This is a genomic window from Brooklawnia sp., assembly GCF_032229645.1.
Classification (GTDB): Bacteria; Actinomycetota; Actinomycetes; order Propionibacteriales; family Propionibacteriaceae; genus Brooklawnia.
Genome location: NZ_JAVTWX010000063.1, coordinates 1 through 19,368, shown reverse-complemented (window position 1 = coordinate 19,368; position 19,368 = coordinate 1). Strand labels below are relative to the sequence as shown.

The 19,368-nt window shown below is 65.0% G+C and carries 17 protein-coding genes, 3 tRNA genes and 1 pseudogene; 10 read left to right on the top strand and 11 right to left on the bottom strand.

The window, feature by feature from the left end; all coding sequences use genetic code 11:
• Positions 1-120 precede the first annotated feature (120 nt).
• The 3 genes from AAFP05_RS04350 to AAFP05_RS04340 form a co-directional block, all read right to left on the bottom strand.
• Positions 121-1,158 (bottom strand): hypothetical protein, encoded by a 1,038-nt coding sequence (locus tag AAFP05_RS04350; RefSeq protein ID WP_341728630.1) that lies wholly within the window; start codon positions 1,156-1,158, stop codon positions 121-123.
• Positions 1,159-1,173: 15 nt separating this feature from the next.
• Entirely contained in the window at positions 1,174-2,601 is a 1,428-nt protein-coding gene (locus AAFP05_RS04345) for a hypothetical protein (protein ID WP_341728629.1), read from the bottom strand.
• Positions 2,602-2,772: 171 nt separating this feature from the next.
• The gene (locus AAFP05_RS04340) at positions 2,773-3,684 is read right to left on the bottom strand and encodes a 1,4-dihydroxy-2-naphthoyl-CoA synthase (RefSeq protein ID WP_341728628.1); all 912 of its coding nucleotides are present in this window, start codon (positions 3,682-3,684) and stop codon (positions 2,773-2,775) included.
• Positions 3,685-3,727: 43 nt separating this feature from the next.
• Between AAFP05_RS04340 and AAFP05_RS04335 the strand changes: the two genes are divergently transcribed.
• From AAFP05_RS04335 to AAFP05_RS04325, 3 genes and pseudogenes are all read left to right on the top strand, one after another.
• Positions 3,728-4,645 carry a shikimate dehydrogenase gene (locus AAFP05_RS04335; protein WP_341728627.1) on the top strand — a complete coding sequence of 306 codons (918 nt, stop codon included), beginning with the start codon at positions 3,728-3,730 and terminating at the stop codon, positions 4,643-4,645.
• Positions 4,646-4,652: 7 nt separating this feature from the next.
• Positions 4,653-5,135, top strand: a complete 483-nt coding sequence (locus AAFP05_RS04330) for a hypothetical protein (protein ID WP_341728626.1) — start codon at positions 4,653-4,655, stop codon at positions 5,133-5,135.
• Positions 5,132-5,398, top strand: a pseudogene (locus AAFP05_RS04325) (helical backbone metal receptor); the annotation flags it as partial. The gene AAFP05_RS04330 and the pseudogene AAFP05_RS04325, both read left to right, overlap by 4 nt.
• 76 nt (positions 5,399-5,474) lie before the next feature.
• Here the strand turns inward: AAFP05_RS04325 and AAFP05_RS04320 are convergent.
• Positions 5,475-5,547, bottom strand: a tRNA-Arg gene (locus AAFP05_RS04320).
• A gap of 680 nt (positions 5,548-6,227) precedes the next feature.
• Positions 6,228-6,317: transfer RNA gene (locus tag AAFP05_RS04315), tRNA-Ser, on the bottom strand.
• Between the two features lie 651 nt (positions 6,318-6,968).
• On the opposite strand from AAFP05_RS04315, the gene AAFP05_RS04310 reads away from it, so the two are divergent.
• Positions 6,969-8,459, top strand: a complete 1,491-nt coding sequence (locus tag AAFP05_RS04310) for an LCP family protein (protein ID WP_341728625.1) — start codon at positions 6,969-6,971, stop codon at positions 8,457-8,459.
• Positions 8,460-8,482: 23 nt separating this feature from the next.
• On the opposite strand, the gene AAFP05_RS04305 is transcribed toward AAFP05_RS04310, so the two are convergent.
• Together AAFP05_RS04305 and AAFP05_RS04300 are read right to left on the bottom strand one after the other, a co-directional pair.
• Positions 8,483-8,950 carry a hypothetical protein gene (locus AAFP05_RS04305; RefSeq protein ID WP_341728624.1) on the bottom strand — a complete coding sequence of 156 codons (468 nt, stop codon included), beginning with the start codon at positions 8,948-8,950 and terminating at the stop codon, positions 8,483-8,485.
• 44 nt (positions 8,951-8,994) lie between these two features.
• Positions 8,995-9,077: transfer RNA gene (locus AAFP05_RS04300), tRNA-Ser, on the bottom strand.
• Between the two features lie 56 nt (positions 9,078-9,133).
• Here AAFP05_RS04300 and AAFP05_RS04295 point away from each other — a divergent pair.
• Positions 9,134-10,102, top strand: coding sequence for an NAD(P)H-quinone oxidoreductase (locus tag AAFP05_RS04295; protein WP_341728623.1), 969 nt, complete (start codon positions 9,134-9,136; stop codon positions 10,100-10,102).
• 140 nt (positions 10,103-10,242) lie between these two features.
• Positions 10,243-11,661 carry an argininosuccinate synthase gene (gene argG / locus AAFP05_RS04290; protein ID WP_341728622.1) on the top strand — a complete coding sequence of 473 codons (1,419 nt, stop codon included), beginning with the start codon at positions 10,243-10,245 and terminating at the stop codon, positions 11,659-11,661.
• Between the two features lie 5 nt (positions 11,662-11,666).
• Here the strand turns inward: argG and AAFP05_RS04285 are convergent, their stop codons facing one another.
• Genes AAFP05_RS04285 through AAFP05_RS04275 form a run of 3 tightly spaced genes read right to left on the bottom strand, consistent with a single transcriptional unit; the run spans position 11,667 to position 13,318 of the window.
• Complete coding sequence (locus AAFP05_RS04285; RefSeq protein WP_341728621.1) at positions 11,667-12,125, bottom strand: Fic family protein; 459 nt, start codon at positions 12,123-12,125, stop codon at positions 11,667-11,669.
• Entirely contained in the window at positions 12,122-12,325 is a 204-nt protein-coding gene (locus tag AAFP05_RS04280; protein ID WP_341728620.1) for a CopG family transcriptional regulator, read from the bottom strand. The genes AAFP05_RS04285 and AAFP05_RS04280 overlap by 4 nt, the downstream gene beginning before the upstream one ends.
• Before the next feature lie 45 nt (positions 12,326-12,370).
• Positions 12,371-13,318: a 2-hydroxyacid dehydrogenase gene (locus tag AAFP05_RS04275; RefSeq protein ID WP_341728619.1), complete on the bottom strand. Its 948-nt coding sequence runs from the start codon at positions 13,316-13,318 to the stop codon at positions 12,371-12,373.
• A gap of 221 nt (positions 13,319-13,539) precedes the next feature.
• Here AAFP05_RS04275 and AAFP05_RS04270 point away from each other — a divergent pair, with 221 nt between their 5' ends.
• Positions 13,540-14,304, top strand: coding sequence for an NAD-dependent protein deacylase (locus AAFP05_RS04270; protein ID WP_341728618.1), 765 nt, complete (start codon positions 13,540-13,542; stop codon positions 14,302-14,304).
• Positions 14,305-14,504: 200 nt separating this feature from the next.
• Complete coding sequence (locus AAFP05_RS04265; protein WP_341728617.1) at positions 14,505-15,074, top strand: WhiB family transcriptional regulator; 570 nt, start codon at positions 14,505-14,507, stop codon at positions 15,072-15,074.
• 13 nt (positions 15,075-15,087) lie between these two features.
• Here AAFP05_RS04265 and AAFP05_RS04260 read toward each other — a convergent pair whose 3' ends face one another.
• Positions 15,088-15,756 carry an HAD family hydrolase gene (locus AAFP05_RS04260; protein WP_341728616.1) on the bottom strand — a complete coding sequence of 223 codons (669 nt, stop codon included), beginning with the start codon at positions 15,754-15,756 and terminating at the stop codon, positions 15,088-15,090.
• A gap of 120 nt (positions 15,757-15,876) precedes the next feature.
• On the opposite strand from AAFP05_RS04260, the gene malQ reads away from it, so the two are divergent.
• Positions 15,877-17,769 (top strand): 4-alpha-glucanotransferase, encoded by a 1,893-nt coding sequence (malQ, locus tag AAFP05_RS04255; RefSeq protein WP_341728615.1) that lies wholly within the window; start codon positions 15,877-15,879, stop codon positions 17,767-17,769.
• 165 nt (positions 17,770-17,934) lie between these two features.
• Positions 17,935-19,299, top strand: coding sequence for an ABC transporter substrate-binding protein (locus AAFP05_RS04250; protein WP_341728614.1), 1,365 nt, complete (start codon positions 17,935-17,937; stop codon positions 19,297-19,299).
• Positions 19,300-19,368 lie beyond the last annotated feature (69 nt).

The following is a 19,368-nucleotide window of genomic DNA, read 5'->3' as shown; positions in this document are numbered from 1 at the left end:
ACATGCGATTTGCCACTATCGCGCGCGCTAAATCGATTAAGCACCCGATTTGGCGACAGAACGCATGTACTTTGTCACGCTGCTGCTGCCGGCCACGCAAGAAATGTGCAGTGCAGACTGCTACTCGGAGGCCTCCACAGCCTCTTCGCCGTCATCGGCCGCGGCCAGACTCTCGGCTTCCTGCTTAGCGGCCCAGTCCTGCGCGGTGCGCGGCTTGGTCGGATCGATGAACTGCTGCTGCGGGCCACCGAGGGTCGCCAGCATCTGGCGCACGTTCGACAGCTGCGCGGTGATCGAATCACGGCGGGCGGTGGCGGCCGCAAGCTCCCGCTCGGAGTTCTGCCGGATGCCTTCGGCTCGCTGCTTCGCCTCCGACAGCATCGTGTTGGCCTGGCTCTGGGCATCCTTGACGATCTGCTCAGCCTGGTTGCGAGCATCAATGGTGACCCGCTCGGCCTCGGCGTGGGCCTCGTTCAGCTTCTCGGTGGCCAGGTCGACCTCGGCTGTCTTCTTCTCCAACGCCGAGTTCAGTTCGTTCATGGCGTCGGCGCGGCGCTCAGCGAGCGTCTGCTCGAAGTCGGCCGCAGCGGCGGCAGCCTGGGCGCGCTGCGCCTCGTAGACGGCCTCTGCCTCTTCCAGGCGGGCGGTTGCCTCGCCGTAAGCCGACTCGCGCAGGTGATCGGCCTGCTGCTTTGCTTCCTCGACAGTCCGGGCGGCATCGGCCTGGGCCTGAGAACGCAATTCGCCTGCTTCACGTTCGGCGTTCGCCACCAGGTCTACCGCCTGCTGCTTCGTCTGGGCAGTCAGCAGATCGGCATCGGATTGAGCAGTGCTGCGCAGTCCATCGGCCTCGTCCTGGGCGAGGGTCAGCATCTGTCCGACGCGCGCCCCGAGGTTGGCGTAACTCTGCGGCACGCCACCGTCGCGCTCCTCCCGCGCCTCCTGCACGGCCTGCTCCAGCATCTCGACGCGCGCGCCCAGATCGTCGCTGGCCTGGCGGAGCTTGGCATTCTCCACCGTTTGTACGGCGTTCTCGTCATGCGCTCGGCTGAGATCTGATTGCAGCTGCCTGATACTCGTGCTCAGCTGAGCAACCTTCTGATCGACCTCGCTGGGTTCGTAACCCTTGCGGACGAGGCGGAATGCGGCCTCCGTCATCATTGCTCTCCTTGGCTATTCGGCGTTGCTACGGTTCTCGGGAACATTTTCATGAATGGTAGGTACGGGCACGGCGAGGGCTTCGATCACGCCCGACAGATGACCAAGTTCGCTGGCGATGTTGTCGCGACGGGCAGCCAGCCGCGAGACCTCTGCCCGGGATTTCCACAGCATCTCGTCGGCTTCCCGACGCACCCGGTCGGCATCGTTGCGGGCTTCGCGCAGCAGCTGCACGGCCTCGGCGCGCGTCTGGCTGGTCTGCTCGAAGGTCTCCTGACGCAGTGTGGTGAGGTCGGCGTTGACGCGCTCCCGGATTCGCCGGGCACTATCTTCTGCCTCGGCCTTCTGCGCGGCCGCCCGGGTCACCATGCCATCGGCTTCACGAGTGGCGGCCTCAAGACGGTCCTTGGCGGCCCGCTCGGCCTCGTCCAGGGTGCGGGCCGCGTCTGCCTGGGCTGCCCGCAACGTCGCTTCGGCTTGCGACGTCAGTTCATCGCTGCGGGCCCTGGCATCTCTGAGCTCGGTGCGCGAACCGTGCGCCTGACGGGCGATCAGAACCTGCAACTGTTGATGGACCTGCTTGCGATGGGCGGCTGCCGCGGCCCGAGTCTGCTCGCCGGTCCGTTCGGCCTCCGACTGCGCGCCGGCCAGCAGCTCGCTGATCGTCTGATTCGTCCAGTCCAGCTGCTGCTGAGCCTCGTTGGTGATGCGGACGTACTCGGCCTCAGCTTCGGCACGGCGCTGCTCGGCGTCGGCTTGACCAGCCTCGACGATGGCCGCTGCCTGCGCCTTGGCCTGCGTGAGTTCCCGCGCGGCCTGCTCGGTGGCCTGGTGCGCGGCCTGCTGCGCCTCATGGACGACGTGCGCGGCCTCGGCCTGCGCCTCGGCGACCATCGCGCCGCAGCGCTCGTCGGTGTCTGCCTGCTCGGCGGCGATCCGCTCGCTGGACTCCTGGGTGTCCGCCGCGATCGCGGCTCGGGCAGTGGACAGCTCATTGTCGATCTGCTGGCGAACCTGGGCGGTGTTCGCCTCGGTCCGCGCGATCAGGTGGGCGGCCTTGTCACGGGCGGCCGCGGTGACTTGGTCGGCCTCCGCGAGCGCTTCGGCGAGCGCAGCATTGGCCTGTTGTTCGGCTGTCGCGGTGATCTGGTTGGCCTGCGCGAGAGCCTCGTCCATCCGGGCCTCGACATCGACGCGAGCCTGGATCAGGATGCGCTGTGCCTCGTCCTTCAGGTCGACCGCCTGCTGATGCTGTCGCGCGACATCGGCGTGCATGCGCTCGATATCGACATTCGCGTCGTCGGCGTCCTGCTTCTTCTTTATCGCGTACTCGTCCGCCTCACGGCGCACCTGATCGGCGACGTTCTGGGCGACTTCTAAGATGCGGGAGGCGCGACGGGCGATGTCACCATCGAGGGTGTCACCATCGTCCAGGTCAGCCATGCGTCCATTCTGCCATCACGCTTCGTTCCCGCTTTCATCGAGTCATCCGGACGCTGGTTCGACGTCAACGTGCTTCAGTGCTCCCCAGATGCCTCGTTGAGCCATGATCGGGATCCCCGGCGCAATCTGGGGAGCAACCAAGCACGTTGGGTACGCGCGCTCAGTGGTCGTTCAGTAGTAATAGGGGTAGTCGGACCAGTCCGGCGGGCGCTTGTTCAAGAACGAGTCCCGGCCCTCGACGGCCTCCTCACTCATGTACGCGAGCCTGGTGGCCTCGCCCGCGAAGAGCTGCTGCCCCATCAGACCGTCATCGGCGAGGTTGAAGGCGTACTTGAGCATCCGCTGAGCGGTCGGTGACTTGCCGCAGATCCTCGCCGCCCAGGCGAGTCCCTCGTCCTCAAGCCCGGCATGCGGGACGACCTTGTTGACCATGCCCATCCGGTAGGCATCGTCGGCGGAGTAGGTATCGGCGAGGAAGAAGATCTCGCGGGCGAACTTCTGGCCGACCTGGCGGGCCAGATAGGCCGAACCGTAGCCGCCGTCGAAGGACGCCACGTCGGCATCGGTCTGCTTGAACTTGGCGTGTTCGGCCGATGCCAGACTCAGGTCGCAGACCACGTGCAGGCTGTGGCCGCCGCCCGCGGCCCAACCGTTGACCAGCGCGATCACCGGCTTGGGCATGAACCGAATCAGCCGCTGCACCTCGAGGATGTGCAGCCGTCCGGCCCGCGCCTTGTCGACGGTGCTGGCGTCCTCGCCCTCGGCGTACTGGTATCCGGCCTTGCCACGAATGCGTTGATCGCCGCCGCTGCAGAACGCCCAGCCGCCGTCCTTGGGGCTGGGCCCGTTACCGGTGAGCAGCACGCAACCGATGTCAGCCGACTGCCGGGCGTGCTCGAAGGCGAGCAACAGTTCGTCCACGGTGTGCGGACGAAACGCGTTGCGCACCTCGGGACGATCGAACGCGATCCGTACCGCCGGCACATCCTTGGCCCGGTGGTACGTGATGTCGGTGAACTCGAGGCCGGGCACCTCGTCCCACAGCTCAGGACGGAACGGGTTGACGGCAGGTCGGGCGCTCATAGTGTCAAACTATCCGTAATCCACTTCGGACGAGGAGTCACCCATGCGCCGCTGCGCCGTGATCGGGAGCCCGATCGCACATTCACTGTCGCCGTTGCTGCACCGCACCGCCTACGCCGAACTCGGCATCGCGGACGAGTTCAGCTACGACGCGTTCGAGGTGACCCCCGACACCCTGGGCGACTTCATCGCGGGACTCGGATCCGAATGGGTTGGGCTGTCGGTGACCGCACCTAACAAGCAGGCGCTGTTGTCATATGGCGAGCCCGACCCGATCGCGGCCGCCCTGCAGTCTGGCAACACCATCATCTTCGGCGCCGGCGATGCGCCGAACCGGGTCTTCAATACCGACGTCACCGGCCTGCTCGCGGCCCTCGCCCGCGCCGGCGTCGGCTCGGCTGCCACAGCCATGGTGATCGGCAACGGCGCGACGGCGCGCAGCGCGTTCTGGGCGCTCGGCAGGTTGGGGGTCAGGCAGGCCGTGGTCTGTGCCCGAAGCGCCGAGCGCGCACACGCGAGCCTGGACGATGTTGCCGCGCTGGCCGGCATCGAGTTCTCGGTGCAGTCCTACGGGCGGCCCGCGGAGCTTCCTGCCGGTTGGGGGGGACGCGCGGATCTGCTGGTTTCGACGGTGCCGGTGGAGTTGGCCGACGATCTCGCGGCGGACCTGGTGGCCCAGGCCCGCACCGTCTTCGAGGTGGTCTACACCAACTATCCGTCGGCCTTCGACCGGGCGGCCCGCGCGGCCGGTGTAACCTCGCTGGACGGTCTCGACCTGCTGGTCGGCCAGGCAATCGATCAGCTCAAGCTGATGACCGGCCACGACGCCGATCCCGGGCCGCTGTTGGCGGCGTGTCGCGCCGAGGTGCTACGCAAGAGACTCACCGGGCTGCTGGACGGCCCTGACTCCGCGTTGGACGCCGACGCGAACGAGACGACGACCACCGACAGGAAGGCATGAAGAACAGATGGCCAGAAAGCGTGACCGCACCCCTCGACCGAAGCTGACGCTGCTGCCGGCCCCCGTGAGCTCGCTGGCGATGCTCATCGGCGGAGCGGCGCTGTGCTGCATGACCTGGCTGGCTCGCGGCGATGGCTGGCCCGCCTTCGTCTGGGCGGTCTTCGGGATCTTCATCATGTCCCAACCGGTCAGCGGAATCGTCCGCGGTGAGGGCGACCAGTTGCGGGTCGGAATACGCAAGATCGACCTGACGGGCATCGTGAAGGTCGCGGTCTACAACCGCAAGCAGTGGGGGTTCAGCTATTCGGTGGCCGTCCTGAAATTCGGTGGACGCGTCGACGAGATCTCCGGTGCATTCCTCACCAGCAAGGCCTTCACCAAGATGATCGATTGGATCGGAGTGTCTCCCGAGGTGCTGGAAGGATTCTGGAGTTCGCGGGCGTTGGCGGCGCAACGTCCCGATCTGACGCAGCAGCGCCCGAAGCGCTGAAACCCGATCTGGTGGTCGCCAACCAGGAGGAGAACCGCAAGCTCGATGTCGAGCGGCTGCGGGCATCCGGAATTGCTGTTTGGGTGACGAAGCTCGGCAGCGTGGACGAGGCCTTCGCCAGCATGACACGCCTGTTCGGCGAAGGGTTCGGGTTGACTTCTTCACCGGCTTGGCTGCGTAGTGCGCGCGAGGTCTGGACAGCGCCGCCGGAGCGTCCGGGGCTGCGGATCGCGGTGCCGACCTGGCGAGATCCCTGGATCTGGGCTACGGATCGCGGTTGAAGCTCAGAATGACGAATGTCCCGCAGCGTGGGTAACATGCCGCGGGACATTCATTCTGCGCGCTCGGAGGGATTCGAACCCCCAACCTTCTGATCCGTAGTCAGATGCTCTATCCGTTAAGCTACGAGCGCTGGTCGCTTGCGCGATTGATCACTTTAGCCCACTGCCGACGAAACTCCAAACCACCTTTTCAGGCGCAGTCGTCGTGCGCGGTCTTGGGTGGCGGTCGCCGCGCAAGAGAACCCGACGCGTCGCTGCCAGCACCTACGCAGGTGTCGATCTTGGCCTGATGCAACTCGTAGCCGGCGACGCAATCGCCCGGTAAGACTCCATCGGCGGCAACCCGACTCGCAACGACTGCCGGTAGTCGCAGAAACTGGCGCATGTTCGGTAGCTGCTGCTATTCCCGGTAGCCGCTGAGTGACGAAACACGCACATCGGTTAGCTACTGCACCGCGGCGCGTGTGAAATCGGCCCGAGTCAGGCAAGAAGACGAATCGACGAGCACCGAAGCGGGTGTCCAGCCCAGAGCCCTCGAGTAGCGCCTCCGGCTCAAGAACCAGGCCTCAACGCGCTCCAGTGCACTCCAGATGGCCAATTCAGGCAACTATTTGCCCACGAAAGCGAACTGGCGAGCACTGAAGCGCGTTGCCCGGCGCAGAACCCCGAGCCAGCGAAAAACGCTCCTCCCGCGATCCCGCGGAAGGAGCGTTCCACTTGTCATGGCGGAGGTACTCGGTGCACTTCGTGCACCTCGACCTCTCGCTTGACCTCGGGAAAGAAAACAAGTCTTCTTTCCGCTCGGTCTGTGCGGAGGTGGCGAGATTTGAACTCGCGATGGGGTTGAGCCCCAAACCCGCTTAGCAGGCGGGCGCCATAGACCTGACTAGGCGACACCTCCAGGCGGCCGGACGCATCTACTCATCCAGACGACTGTCCAAGGCTAGCGACAACCGGCCGCTTCCGCAAAGCGTCGGGCTCCTGCCGGGTTGAAGACGGCACGCCAGAACCGCGACACAGCACCCGGCAAGCCCAGACGGATACCCCGCCCCACAAAGTTTCGGCCCCTGGTGGGATGGTCCCGCTTCGGGCAGACGATTACGCTTCGCTAAAGTGAGTTGCACGTACTCTCTGCACGAAGGGAAGTCTGATCTTGCCGCTGCCGAGTGACGACGGCCGACAGGCAACCCCGGCACGACGCGGATATTCCGAGGAAGCGCGGGATGCCGCCGCCAGCAGGCCAGTCGAACCATCGCCCGACGGCGCCCACTGGGGCGCACGCCGTGGTGACCCTCTCGCATCCCCATCAGCATCCGACGCACAGCAGGGCGCGTCGTACGCCGCGTCATACTCCGAGGAATCGGCCCCTGCTCCGAAACGGGCCGGCGGCACCTATGGCGCTGCCCGCGGCGAGACACCTCCCCCACCACCAGTTTCCACTCCAGAGCCGGCCCAGGCCCAAGCTCCGAAACCCGATCGCCGATTCCGCGGTTCCATCATCCGAACCATCGGCAGCACCATCGTGCCCGGTCTCGGTATGCTCGGCACCCGCTTGCATCGCCTCGGAGTGATCCTGCTGACGCTGATCCTGGTCGCATTCATCGCCCTGATCATCGTCCTGCGCAATCCCCTGCTCACAGCAGGAAGCGCCTTGCAGACCGGCTGGATGCGCACGATCGCAATCAGCCTGATCGTGGTGGCCGGTCTCTGGGTGAGCGTGATCATCGGCACCTATCTGGTCTCGCGGCCGCGCACACTGAGCAACGGCCAGCGCACCATCGGAGGGATCGCGGTCGGATTACTGACCTTCATCGTCAGCGCCCCACTGGCCGTCGCCTCCGCGTATTCGTTCGAGACCGCGCGACTGTCGAGCGATCTATTCGGCTCGGAGAACAACTCTCAGTCGCAGACGCGTCCAACGCTTGAGAAGAACGACCCCTGGGCCGACAAGGAGCGCGTCAACATCCTGCTGGCAGGCGGCGATTCGGGGGCCGGACGCGAGACCGAACTGGGCGTGCGAACCGACACCATGATGATGGCGTCGATCGACACCAAGACCGGTGCGACCCTGATCATTCAACTGCCGCGCAACCTGCAATACCCCATCTTCGCGCCCGACTCGCCGCTGGCGCAGGCCTTCCCCTACGGCTTCGACGACGGTTCGGACGCATTCCTCAGCTCCGTCTGGGAGGATGCCCCCACGATGTACCCCGAGCTCTTCGAAAACACTGACTACCCCGGTGCCGACGCGCTGAAATGGGCATTCGAAGGCGTCACCGGGCAAAAGGTCGACTACTTCGTCCTAGTGAACATCGACGGTCTGGTGAAGCTGGTTGACGCCATGGGCGGCGTCACGGTCAACGTGAACTTCCCGATCGCCAAAGGCGGCAGCACCTCAGACGGAAACTGTGGAGAACTCGGCTGGATCCCTGAGGGACCCACCCAGCACCTGGGCGGTGACGACGCCATGTGGTACGCCCGTAGCCGATGCAACTCTCCCGGCGGCGACTTCGGACGCATGCAGCGCCAGTCCTGCCTGGTGAATGCCGTCATTGATCAGGCGGATCCGGCCACCATGTTGACCCGGTACGAAGACATCGCCCAGGCAGCCGGAGACATGGTCTCCACCGACATCCCGCAGGAGCATCTCTCCGCGATCGTCGATCTCGCCGGACGCATCCAGAAGGGCGGCGTCGTGAACCGGATCTCGTTCGTGCACGGCATCAATGGGTATGACTCGTCGGCTCCCGATTTTGACCAGATGCATACCGAGATCTCGGACGCCATCGCCGCCACGCAAGAACAAGTTGAAGCCAAGAACGCACCGCAGCCCACCGAGCCGGCCCCGGCGACCACCGAGACCGCTGAGGCGCCCGCTCCCGTCGAGTCCGACACCCCAGCCGAACCAATCAGCGGTGAGGCCGAGAACGTCGCCGATAGCTGCGGGTACCACCATGAAGAGCCCGAGGGCGATTGGTACATCCCGGATTCCGTGCCGGTCTACACGCCACCTGACTCCGAGCCCGCGCAGACCCAGCGCTGACCTGCTAGACGGCCCGCCCGGGGTCAGTTGCCCAGCGCTTGCAGGCGAACCGCGATATCGTCCGTGAGCGCCTTCATCTGATCGTCTGCGACACCACCGGGCGCTTGGATGAAGGTGCGCTCAACATGGCCGCTGCCGATCACCAGCCTGGCGCCGTCGGGCGTGGCAGAAACCGAATCGACATCGATCCAGGCACCCGACTTGTGATAACCGGGTCCGCTCACCTGGAAGCCGTCGGGGCTCAACACGACGTAGAGCGTCCGATTCGAGACGAAGGTCAATGCGGCAACGCCGAGGCCTAGCCCGAAGACGGCCAGCACAGCGCCCACGATCACCTGCCAGACCACTGTGGCCGAACCGCCGAGCCCCAGCCAGAGCAACGCGATGCCGGTGATCAACAGTCCGGCCGCCAGCACCCAGGCTCGCACCGGATTCTGGGGTTTCAGGGCGTAGTGGTTGGTCTGAGGGTCACCAGAGGTGGCTTGAGTCATGGAGGCGCTCTCCTTCCGCGGCACACCCGTTCCCTGCGTAGCGGCGGCGAGAGTGGGATTCGAACCCACGGAGGTTTCCCTCGGCCGCTTTCAAGGCGGCTGCACTCGTCCACTATGCGATCTCGCCGAGGCAAAACCATGGTAGCCCACCGCGCACCATAGGTCAGATGGCAGGCTGGAGTCATGCATGCGATCACACTCGATGGTTTCGGCGGACCGGAGAAGATGCATTGGTCCGAGGTTCCCGATCTGCATCCCGGGCCCGGTCAGTTGCGCATCCGCACGGCGGCTGTCGGCGTCAATCGGGCCGACCTGCTGCAACGGCAGGGCTACTACCCGCCGCCGGCCGGCGCATCCGAGATTCTGGGTCTGGAGTGCTCTGGGGTGGTCGACGAGATCGGCGAGGGCGTCGAAGGCTGGCAGCTCGGCGATCGGGCGGTCGCACTGCTCGACGGCGGCGGCTACGCCACCCACGTCGTGGTGCCCGCCGGCCAGGCGATCAGGCCTCCCAAAGGCATCGACCTGGTCAGCGCGGCGGGCGTCATCGAGGTGGCGGCGACGGTCATGTCGAATCTCGACCGGGTTCAGCTGGGCAGCGGCGAATGGTTCTTGGTACACGGCGGTGCCGGCGGTATCGGCAGCTTCGCCATTCCGTACGCGCGTGCGCTGGGTGCCCACGTGGCGACAACCGCGTCCGAGGCCAAGCTCGAGCATTGCCGCAGGCTGGGGGCAGAGATCGTCATCGACTACTCCGACGACTGGCTGACCCAGCTCATGATGGCCACTGCCGACCGCGGAGTCGATGTCATTCTCGACATCATCGGTGCCAAGTATCTGGCCGACAACGTCGCTGCGCTGCGCGACGACGGACGACTGGTGATCATCGGCATGCAGAAAGGCACCAAGGCCGAGCTGAACATCGCCAAACTGCTCAACAAGCGAGGTACCATCACCGCCACGAGCCTGCGTGGACGCCCGGCCGCGCAGAAGGCCGAGATCTGTCAGCAGGTCGCCGAGCGCGTCTGGCCGCTGATCGAAGCGGGCCGGATCAAGTCGGCACCAGAAACCCGCGTCGAGATTCAGGACGCAGCCGAGGCCCATCGGCTGCTCGCGTCCGGGGACGTTATCGGCAAGGTCATCCTGACCGTCTGAGGGCCTTCTGGGGGGATGAGGAGCGATTCTCTCGCGCCACCAGATCGGGCATAACTATGCGGTCGGACGAATACTCATCCCTCGTGTCACGCTAAACCCGTGGTTTCACAACGGCATAACTTTCAGTTATCCTTGTCTTCGTGTCCAAGGTTCTGACTTCACTTCCGGCCGGCGAGCGCGTCGGCATCGCTTTCTCGGGCGGCCTCGATACCTCCGTCGCAGTCGCATGGATGCGCGAGAAGGGCGCGATCCCATGCACCTACACCGCGAACATCGGTCAGTACGACGAGCCCGACATCGATTCGGTGCCCGGCCGCGCGCTGGCGTACGGCTCCGAGATCTCGCGACTGGTCGACTGCCGGGCGTCCCTGGTGGAGCAGGGCCTGGTCGCCCTGCAGTGCGGCGCATTTCATATCACCTCGGCCGGCAAGCCGTACTTCAACACCACCCCGATCGGACGCGCGGTGACCGGCACCATGCTGGTGCAGGCAATGGCTCAAGACGATGTCTCGATCTGGGGCGACGGGTCGACCTATAAGGGCAACGACATCGAGCGGTTCTACCGCTACGGCCTGATGGCCAACCCGCAGCTGCGTATCTATAAGCCGTGGCTCGACACCGATTTCGTCTCCGAGCTCGGCGGACGCGACGAGATGAGCCAGTGGCTGGTCGAACGCGATCTGCCGTACCGCGACTCCAAGGAGAAGGCCTACTCCACCGACGCCAACATCTGGGGCGCCACCCACGAGGCCAAGACCTTGGAGAGCCTCGATGTCTCCCTGGAGTCGGTCGAGCCGATCATGGGCGTGAAGTTCTGGGATCCGGCGGTCGAGATCACCCCCGAGGTCATCACCGTCGCGTTCGAGCAGGGCTACCCCGTAGCTATCAACGGCGAGCGCTTCGACGATCATGTGGCGCTGGTCATGCGGGCCAACGAGATCGGTGGACGCCACGGCCTGGGCATGAGCGATCAGATCGAGAACCGCATCATCGAGGCCAAGAGCCGCGGCATCTACGAGGCGCCCGGGATGGCGCTGCTGTTCATCTGCTACGAGCGGCTGCTGAATGCCATCCACAACGAGGACACGCTGGCCAACTACCACACCGAGGGACGCCGGTTGGGCCGGCTGCTCTATGAGGGCCGCTGGTTCGACCCGCAGTCACTGATGATCCGCGAGTCGTTGCAGCGCTGGGTCGCCTCGGTGGTGACCGGCGAGGTCACGGTGAAGCTGCGCCGTGGCGACGATTACACGATCGTGTCGACCGATGGCCCGGGCTTCAGCTACCAGCCCGAGCGACTATCGATGGAGCGCGTCGAAGACTCGGCATTCGGCCCGCTGGACCGCATCGGACAGCTGACGATGCGCAACCTGGACATCACCGATTCGCGGGCCAAGCTGGAGCAGTACGTGCAGCAGGGCCAGCTTGTCGGCGGCGACACCCGGGAGCTCATCGGTCGGCTGGAGGCAGGCGAGGCCCACAAGATGGGCGGCTCGCGTCCGACCACGGACGAAGAGGCTGCCCTCGACCGCGCCGCGATGGAGTTCGGCGTCGACTAGGGTCCTTAGGAGTCGCGAGCTTCCGGTCGCGGTTCGGAAACTCCGGTTCGCGGGTCCGCCGGGTTCGTAGGTTCCCGTGTCATGGCGATCACCCAGGCACGTCTACGCCATGTCACCAGCATCTCGGCTACCGCGAGATAGTTCATCGACCCGTCAGCGACCCCGATGACCAGCTGATAGGCAGGCTCGTCGGGCACATCGACCTGTTCGCCGTTCAAGCCACAGAAAACCACCAGGGCAAGCCAACCGAGTCGTCTATTTCCGTCGACCAATGCGTGATTGCGGACGAGCGACTCGAGCAACGCCGCTGCTTTGAGATCCAAGCCCTCATAAGCTTCCTGGCCCAGGATTGTCGCCTGCGGACGATGGACCGCTGAGTCGAGAAGACCGACATCCCGCACCGGACCGACGCCGAGATCCTCAGTCAGGATGAGAAGATCCTCGAGACTCAAATAGCGAGTCATTCTCCGAGACGTTTCAGCACGGTGGCATAGCGCTCGCGAGCAGCCACGGAAAGCTCTCGGACGTCTGCCTCATGCACCGAGCGAGCTGCGGCGGCACGGATCGCACGCAGTATCGCCTCTTGCTTGCTCACTCCTTCCGTCTCCGCCAGGAGCGCGAGGGTGCGCTCGTCCTCAGGGTTCAGTCGTAGGGTCATCGCCATAGTCAGATGATACCGTTTCGATACCAGCATCTCCTGCGGTCAGAGTCAGATGACCGCGCTCGGCAACTCCTCGCCGGCGAAGTGAGCCGTCAGGTTGTCGCGCATCAGCTGGCCCATGGCCATCCGGGTCTCCACGGTGCCGGACGCCTGGTGGGGCTGGAGCACGACGTTCTCCAGGGCAACGAACCGCGGGTTGATATTCGGCTCGCCATCGAAGACGTCTAGGCCGGCGGCGCCGAGCTTGCCTGACTCGAGAGCGTCGAGCAGGGCGTCCTCGTCCACATTGGACGCGCGCGACACGTTGATCAGGATGCCGTCGGGGCCGACCGCCTCGATGACTTCCTTGTTCACGATGTGGCGGGTCTGCGCGGAGGCGGCCAGGGTCACCAGGTAGAAGTCGGAGCGCTCGGCCAGCGCCACCGGGTCGGCGATGAACTCCCAGTCGGGTGCGTAGTCTTTGGCGGCGATGTCGCTGTAGGCGATATCCATGTTGAAGGCGGCCAGGCGCTTGGCCACCTCGAAGCCGATACGGCCGAGCCCCAGCACGCCGGCCTTCTTACCGGTCACCTTGTGCTGCAGCGGGTAGAGCCCCTCGGACGCCCACTTGCCGCTCCGAGCCCAGGCCTCGCCGCCGACGACACCGCGCGAAACGGCGAGCGCCAGCGCGACGCCCAGGTCGGCCACGTCATCGGTCAGCACACCGGGCGTGTTGGTGACGCGAATGCCGCGAGCACGAGCAGCGTCCAGGTCAACGGCGTCGAAGCCGACACCATTGATCGCGATGATCTCGAGGTTCGGCAGCGCAGCGATCAGCTCGGCGTCGGCACCGAGCTCACCGCGGGTCGCGATCGCACGAATGCTCGGGCCGACCTCAGCCAGCAGCGCGGCCTTGTCGTCCGCCTCGAAGTACTTGTGCACCACGTAGGACTCATCCAGCGCTTCCTGGTCCCATTCCGGGTAGGGGCCGATCTGCAGGAGTTCTGGTTTGCTCATTGATCCTCCGAAGCTAGGCCGCCGAGCCGACAGGTGATCCCTGGCAGCGCTGGCGGTGAAGACGATATGTTCGTACTTAACCTATCGTGACGTCATCCGGCTGTCATCGGTGTTGGCATTACTTGCCATCAGTCTCTGATACGAAGCGACGAGCAGAAACCGCAATTCGACGCGCTGGTTCATCGTCAGGCCCTAGGCCTCGATCAGGCTAAATTCGAACTGTGACCACCCGCGACTTGGACCCGATCGAAACCCTCACCAGCTGGCTCACTGATGCCCGCTCCGCCGTGTTCTTCGGAGGTGCTGGTGTCTCAACGGCGTCTGGTATCCCCGATTTCCGCTCGGCCGCCGGACTCTACGCCAGCCAGCAGAACACCGGACGCTCCCCCGAGTACCTGCTCAGCCACGACTGCCTGATGAACGAGCCCGAGGAGTTCTTCGCCTTCCACCGCACCAATCTGGTGCATCCCGACGCCAAGCCCAACCGCGCGCACACCGCATTGGCCGAGCTGGAATTGTCCGGACATCTGGCCGCGGTGGTCACCCAGAACATCGACGGCCTGCACCAGTTGGCCGGCTCCAAGACGGTCTACGAGCTGCACGGATCGGTCGAGCGCAACCACTGTATGAGTCGCGCCCACCACGCCTTTGGCCTGGACGAGATCCCCGACGAGCCCCTCGTCCCGATCTGTCCGCTCTGTGGTGCGATCGTCCGGCCCGATGTGGTGCTCTACGGCGAGGGACTCGATCCGGCCACCGTGGACGCCTCGATCGAGGCCATCCAACAGGCCGACGCACTGATCGTCGGCGGCACCTCGCTCAACGTCTACCCGGCCGCCGGCCTGCTGCAGTACTATCCGGCGCACCGGCTCGTGCTGATCAATCTGACGAGCACCCCGATGGATTCCCGCGCCGACCTGGTCATTCACGAACCGGTCGATCAGGTGCTCGGACACGTTAGCGATCTGATCCACGACACCCGCTGATCCAGGCACGCATATCGCTCACTCATCGCCTGCGCAGAACGCTCACAGCTGAGTATCCGTACTCATCCCGACGCATGTACTTCGCCCTACCCCCAAAACCAGTAGCTGCACGCTATCGAGGCATTGGCCATTCCTGGAAGTCTGATTACACCGTAAACCGCTGGTAACCCCACCGGCGCGGTGACGAGAAAGAGACTGACATGACGACCACGACTCCTGACGACCTGCTTGGCTGCGTCCAGAACGACGACTTGTTCCAGGATGTGCTTCTCGAAGACCCCAGCGCGGCACAAACCGCCACCGAGCGTCGCCGTCAGGCTTCCTTGATGCGCAAGGCCGAGAGCCTCTGCCTCGATTGCCCCGTGATGATCGACTGCCTCTACGGAGCGGTCGTCCGGCATGATGTCGCCGGCTACTGCGCCGGCACCACCGCTCGGCAGCGTCAGGAGATGCGCCGGATCCTTGGAGTCCAGGTCGAGCCCGAGAACTTCGACAGCTTCGCCGGCGCCAGCCCCGCCCACCAGGTTGATCATGGCGAGGTACTGCGGCTGCGCCGCTCCGATCCGACGGCCTCCCTGGAATCGATCGCGCAGCAGTTGGGATGCTCGCTGTCGACTGTCAAGCGCCACCTGCGCAAGGCCCGCCGTGGTGAGCCGGTCGGGCGCCCGAAGGTCGCCATGGTGCCCCCCACCGTGGAACAGGTCATCGCGGCATACCAGCAGGTGGTCACCCGAAAGCCCACCGAACGCGCCGCCCGCAAGGCCGCCTGAGGCTGCGCCCCACTCACTGAACGATAGGCGTCCACTCCAGGACCAGCCCGACGGCTTCCACGAAGGAATCGGCCAGATAGGTGGGTTCCGGCAGACCGGCCGGATAAGCGCGGCCACGGCGCAGCCAGACCGAGCCCAGCCCTGCGGCTATCGCACCGCAGATGTCCGCCTGGGCCGAGTCTCCGATCATCCAGCCGCCCGCCAGGCTGCCGCCGGCCTGGCGGGCGGCGATCCGGAAGATCTCGGGATCCGGCTTCTTCACACCGACCGTTTCGCTCACGACCATGCCCGCGACATGATCGGCCAGCCCCAGCCTGGCCACCTTGGCCTGCTGCTGCGAGGGGCGGCCGTTGGTCACAATGAACGGCTCGAAACCGGCTGCGCGCGCGGCGTCCAGGGCCTCGGTGATGCCTGGGACCGGCCGAAGCTCGTCGAGGGTGCCCGCTCGCAAGACCGCGATGATCTCTACCCGCTCGGCCGGGGAGAGATCGAGTAGCTCGGCGAGATCAGCGGCCACGTCCGGCTTGTTCCGCAACCCGTCGCCGTCCGCGATCGTCATCGCGTCGATCAGCTCACCATCGGCGCTGCCGTAGCGGTCCAGCAGGTATTTGTCGGCCCACCGCCGAAAAGAGGACGCGCGGTCGGAGATCGTGTTGTCCAGATCGACGAACAGCATTGGCATGCGCACAGTCTAGGGTGAGTATTTGATCACCCCGTCCAACCAGCGAGGCGGAGTGCTAAATCCTTTGACCACACGGCACAATGGGCAACAGTCCGCCGTCGAGCGAAAGACCTGGAGATCGTGAGCGCATTGATAGAAGCACATGCCACCGCGGGAGCGAGCCGTGAGGAATTGATCGCCAAGCTGGCGCCGTTGGGAGTCTCCTTCGGATACCAGAGCACCTCCGGCAAGTGGGCAGAAACCCCAACCACCACGCTCGAGATGGTCAACGACAGCTTTCCGGCTTCGGACGCGGTGGCAAGCACCGGCGCACCGATCGTCTGTACCCCGGGACGTTGGCATCCCGAGCTCTTCGGCACCCTGATCCTGGAGGACGGTTTCAACATCCAGGTGCACGGCGTTGTGGACGTCTACGGCTACCACATTCTGTATACGCGCGAAGGCGTACGCCGGTTCGTGCTGGCCGCTCCCGAGCGGCTGAAGGTGCCCGAGCGCGGCTGGGGCTGGCAGATCCAGCTTTACGCCACCCGCACCCGCCGGTCGTGGGGTATCGGCGACTTCCGCGATCTCGGCCTGATCTGCCGGCTCGCGGCCGCCCAAGGCGCGGCCTGCGTCCAGGTGTCGCCCGTGCATGCGATCGCGCCGCTGGCATCACCCCAGCCTTCGCCGTACTCGCCTGCGTCCCGGCTCTTCTTGAACCTGCTGCATGTGGCACCCGGACGAGCTTTCGGCGCCGAACGAGTCAACCTTTCCGATCTGGACGTCAAGGGCCGTGCGCTGAACAACGAGCGCCTCATCGACCGCGACGTGATCTGGGCGCTGAAGCTCGAAGCACTCGAGCGCATCTTTGAGCAGGTCAAGGACGAGCCCAACGTCGAATTCGAGACCTGGCGCGCCGATCACGGTCAGCAGTTGCGCCGCTTCGCGGTCTGGTCGGTGATCGCCGAGACCCAACAGCACAGCGACTGGCGGAACTGGCCCGAAGAGCTGCGCCGCCCCGACTCGCCAGGTGTCGCGGAATTCGCGCGTGAGCACGCCGAACGCGTCCGCTTCCATACCTGGGCGCAGTGGGTGGCATCGGTGCAATATCAGGAGGCCTGCAGCTACGGTGTCGACGTCATCGCCGACCTCGCAGTGGGCTTCGATGCGGGCAGCGCAGACGCCTGGGCATTTCAGGATCTGCTCAACTTCAACTTCGAGATCGGTGCCCCGCCGGACTCACACAACACCGAAGGCCAGCGTTGGGGGCTGCCGCCGTTCAACCCGCAGTCGATGGTGCAGGCCGATTTCGCACCCTTCGTCGAGATGGTGCACGCCGCTCTCGCCTACGCAGGCAGCCTGCGGATGGACCACGTCATGCAGCTCTGGCGCCTCTATTGGGTGCCGGTGGCGGCCGGGGCCGCCGATGGCGTCTACGTCTACTACCCGGTGGACGCCCTGCTGGCGATCCTGCGGATCGAGGCGATGCGCGCCGACGCCTGGATCGTCGGTGAGGACATGGGTACCGTCGCCGCAGGAGTTCGCGAGACGATGGCCGATATCGGCATGCTGGGCAATCGCTCGGGGATGCGGACGCCTATCGACGATTTCCCGCTACTGGGTATCGGCACCAGCTCGACTCACGACCAGGTGAGCGTGGCAGGCCTGCTGACCGGCAGCGACGTGGCCGACCTGAAGCGAATCGGCAAGAATGCCGACTGGGCTCAGACCGAACACACCCGCCGCACGCTCGCCGAATTGGCGCACATCGATCCCGAGCGGGAGCCGGCTGCTATGACCACCGCAGACGTGAAGTCGGCGGTGACCGCGCGTTACAGGATGCTCTCACATGCCGATTCGATCATTATCGTGGTCAATATCGACGACGCGGCGATGGTCGCCGAGCGCCCGAATATGCCCGGCACGGTCGACAGCTACCCGAACTGGCGGATCGCGCTGCCGGGCTTCGTGGACGACATCATCACCTCGCCGCTGGCCGATGATCTGGTTCAGCTGATGCACGAAAGCCGGTGAGGCGTTTACCGGAACGTTATGAGTTTCTTCCCTCCGGGTCCGCTGGCTAGCGCCTATGCGTAGCAAGATGGACGAATAGGCGAAAGACAACGCTCGGAGGTTATGCCGGCAGGCAATACGGCTTGCCGGCGGAATCTCCCAACTCTCACAGTGGAGGAGATGCTGATGTCAAGGAAACTCATTCGTCCGCTCGCCATTTCAAGCGCGGTCGTGCTCACGATGGGCATGGCCGCTTGCGGCTCTGATTCTGGTGGCGGATCTGGCGCGTCCTCGTCGGTGGACTGTTCGGCTTTCAGCTCCTACGGCGATCTGTCGGGCACGACCGTCTCGGTCTATACCGCGATCGTCTCACCGGAGGCCGATCCGTACGTCGACTCGTTCAAGGCGTTCGAGCAGTGCACCGGGGCAACCATCGACTACCAGGGCGACAAGGCTTTCTCCGAGCAGATTTCGGTACGAGTGCAAGGTGGCAACGCCCCGGATATCGCATTCGTCCCGCAACCCGGACTCGTGGAGACCCTGGTCGCGTCCGGCAAGGCGGTGGCCGCACCGGCTGACACCGAGGCCAATGTCGACAAGTATTTCAGCGAAGACTGGAAGGCCTACGGCACCGTCGATGGCACCTTCTATGCGGCACCCCTGGGCGCCTCGGTGAAGTCGCTGGTCTGGTATTCGCCGTCGGCATTCGCCGATGCCGGCTACGAGGTGCCCGAGACCTGGGACCAGATGATGGATCTCACCGCGAAGATCGCGGCCGATCACACCGACGGCCTGACCAAGCCATGGTGCGTGGGATTCGGTGACGGCGCATCCACCGGCTGGGTGGGCACCGACTGGATCGAAGACGTGATGCTGCGCACCACCGACGGCCCGACCTACGACAAGTGGGTCAGCCACCAGATCCCGTTCAACGATTCCCAGGTGGTCAACGCCTTCGACACCACGGGCAAGATCCTGAAGAACAATGACTACGTCAACGGCGGTCTGGGCGATTCCAAGACCATCGCCACAACGGCGTTCACCGATGCCGGCCTGCCGATTCTCGATGGCACCTGCTTCCTTCATCGCCAGGCGTCCTTCTACGGCAGCTCCTGGCCCGAGGGCACCCAGGTCGGCCCCGATGGCGACATCTGGGCGTTCTATCTGCCGGCCGTGAACCCGGATCAGGCCAAGCCGGTGATCGGCGGCGGCGACTTCGCGCTCGCCTTCTCCGATCGCCCGGAGGTTCAGGCCTTCCAGAGCTACCTGTCGAGCGCAGAATGGGCGAATGAGCGGGCGAAGGCCACCACAGCCGGTGGTGCAGTCAGCGCCAACTCGGGTCTGGACACCTCGCTGTTGACCAATGACGTCGACAAGCTCTCGGTCGAGCTGTTGACCGACCCGAACGCGGTCTTCCGCTTCGATGGGTCCGACCTGATGCCCAGTGCCGTCGGCGCGGGCACCTTCTGGACGGCGATGGTCGACTGGGTGACCACGGATGCGACCTCCCAGCAGGTCACCGATCAGGTCGAGAGGAGCTGGCCGTCCTGATCTTTGACTGTCGTCAACTTCCGTAGTCACTAGGATGTTCCCGATGACCGACCGGTGCGGGCCGCAGAT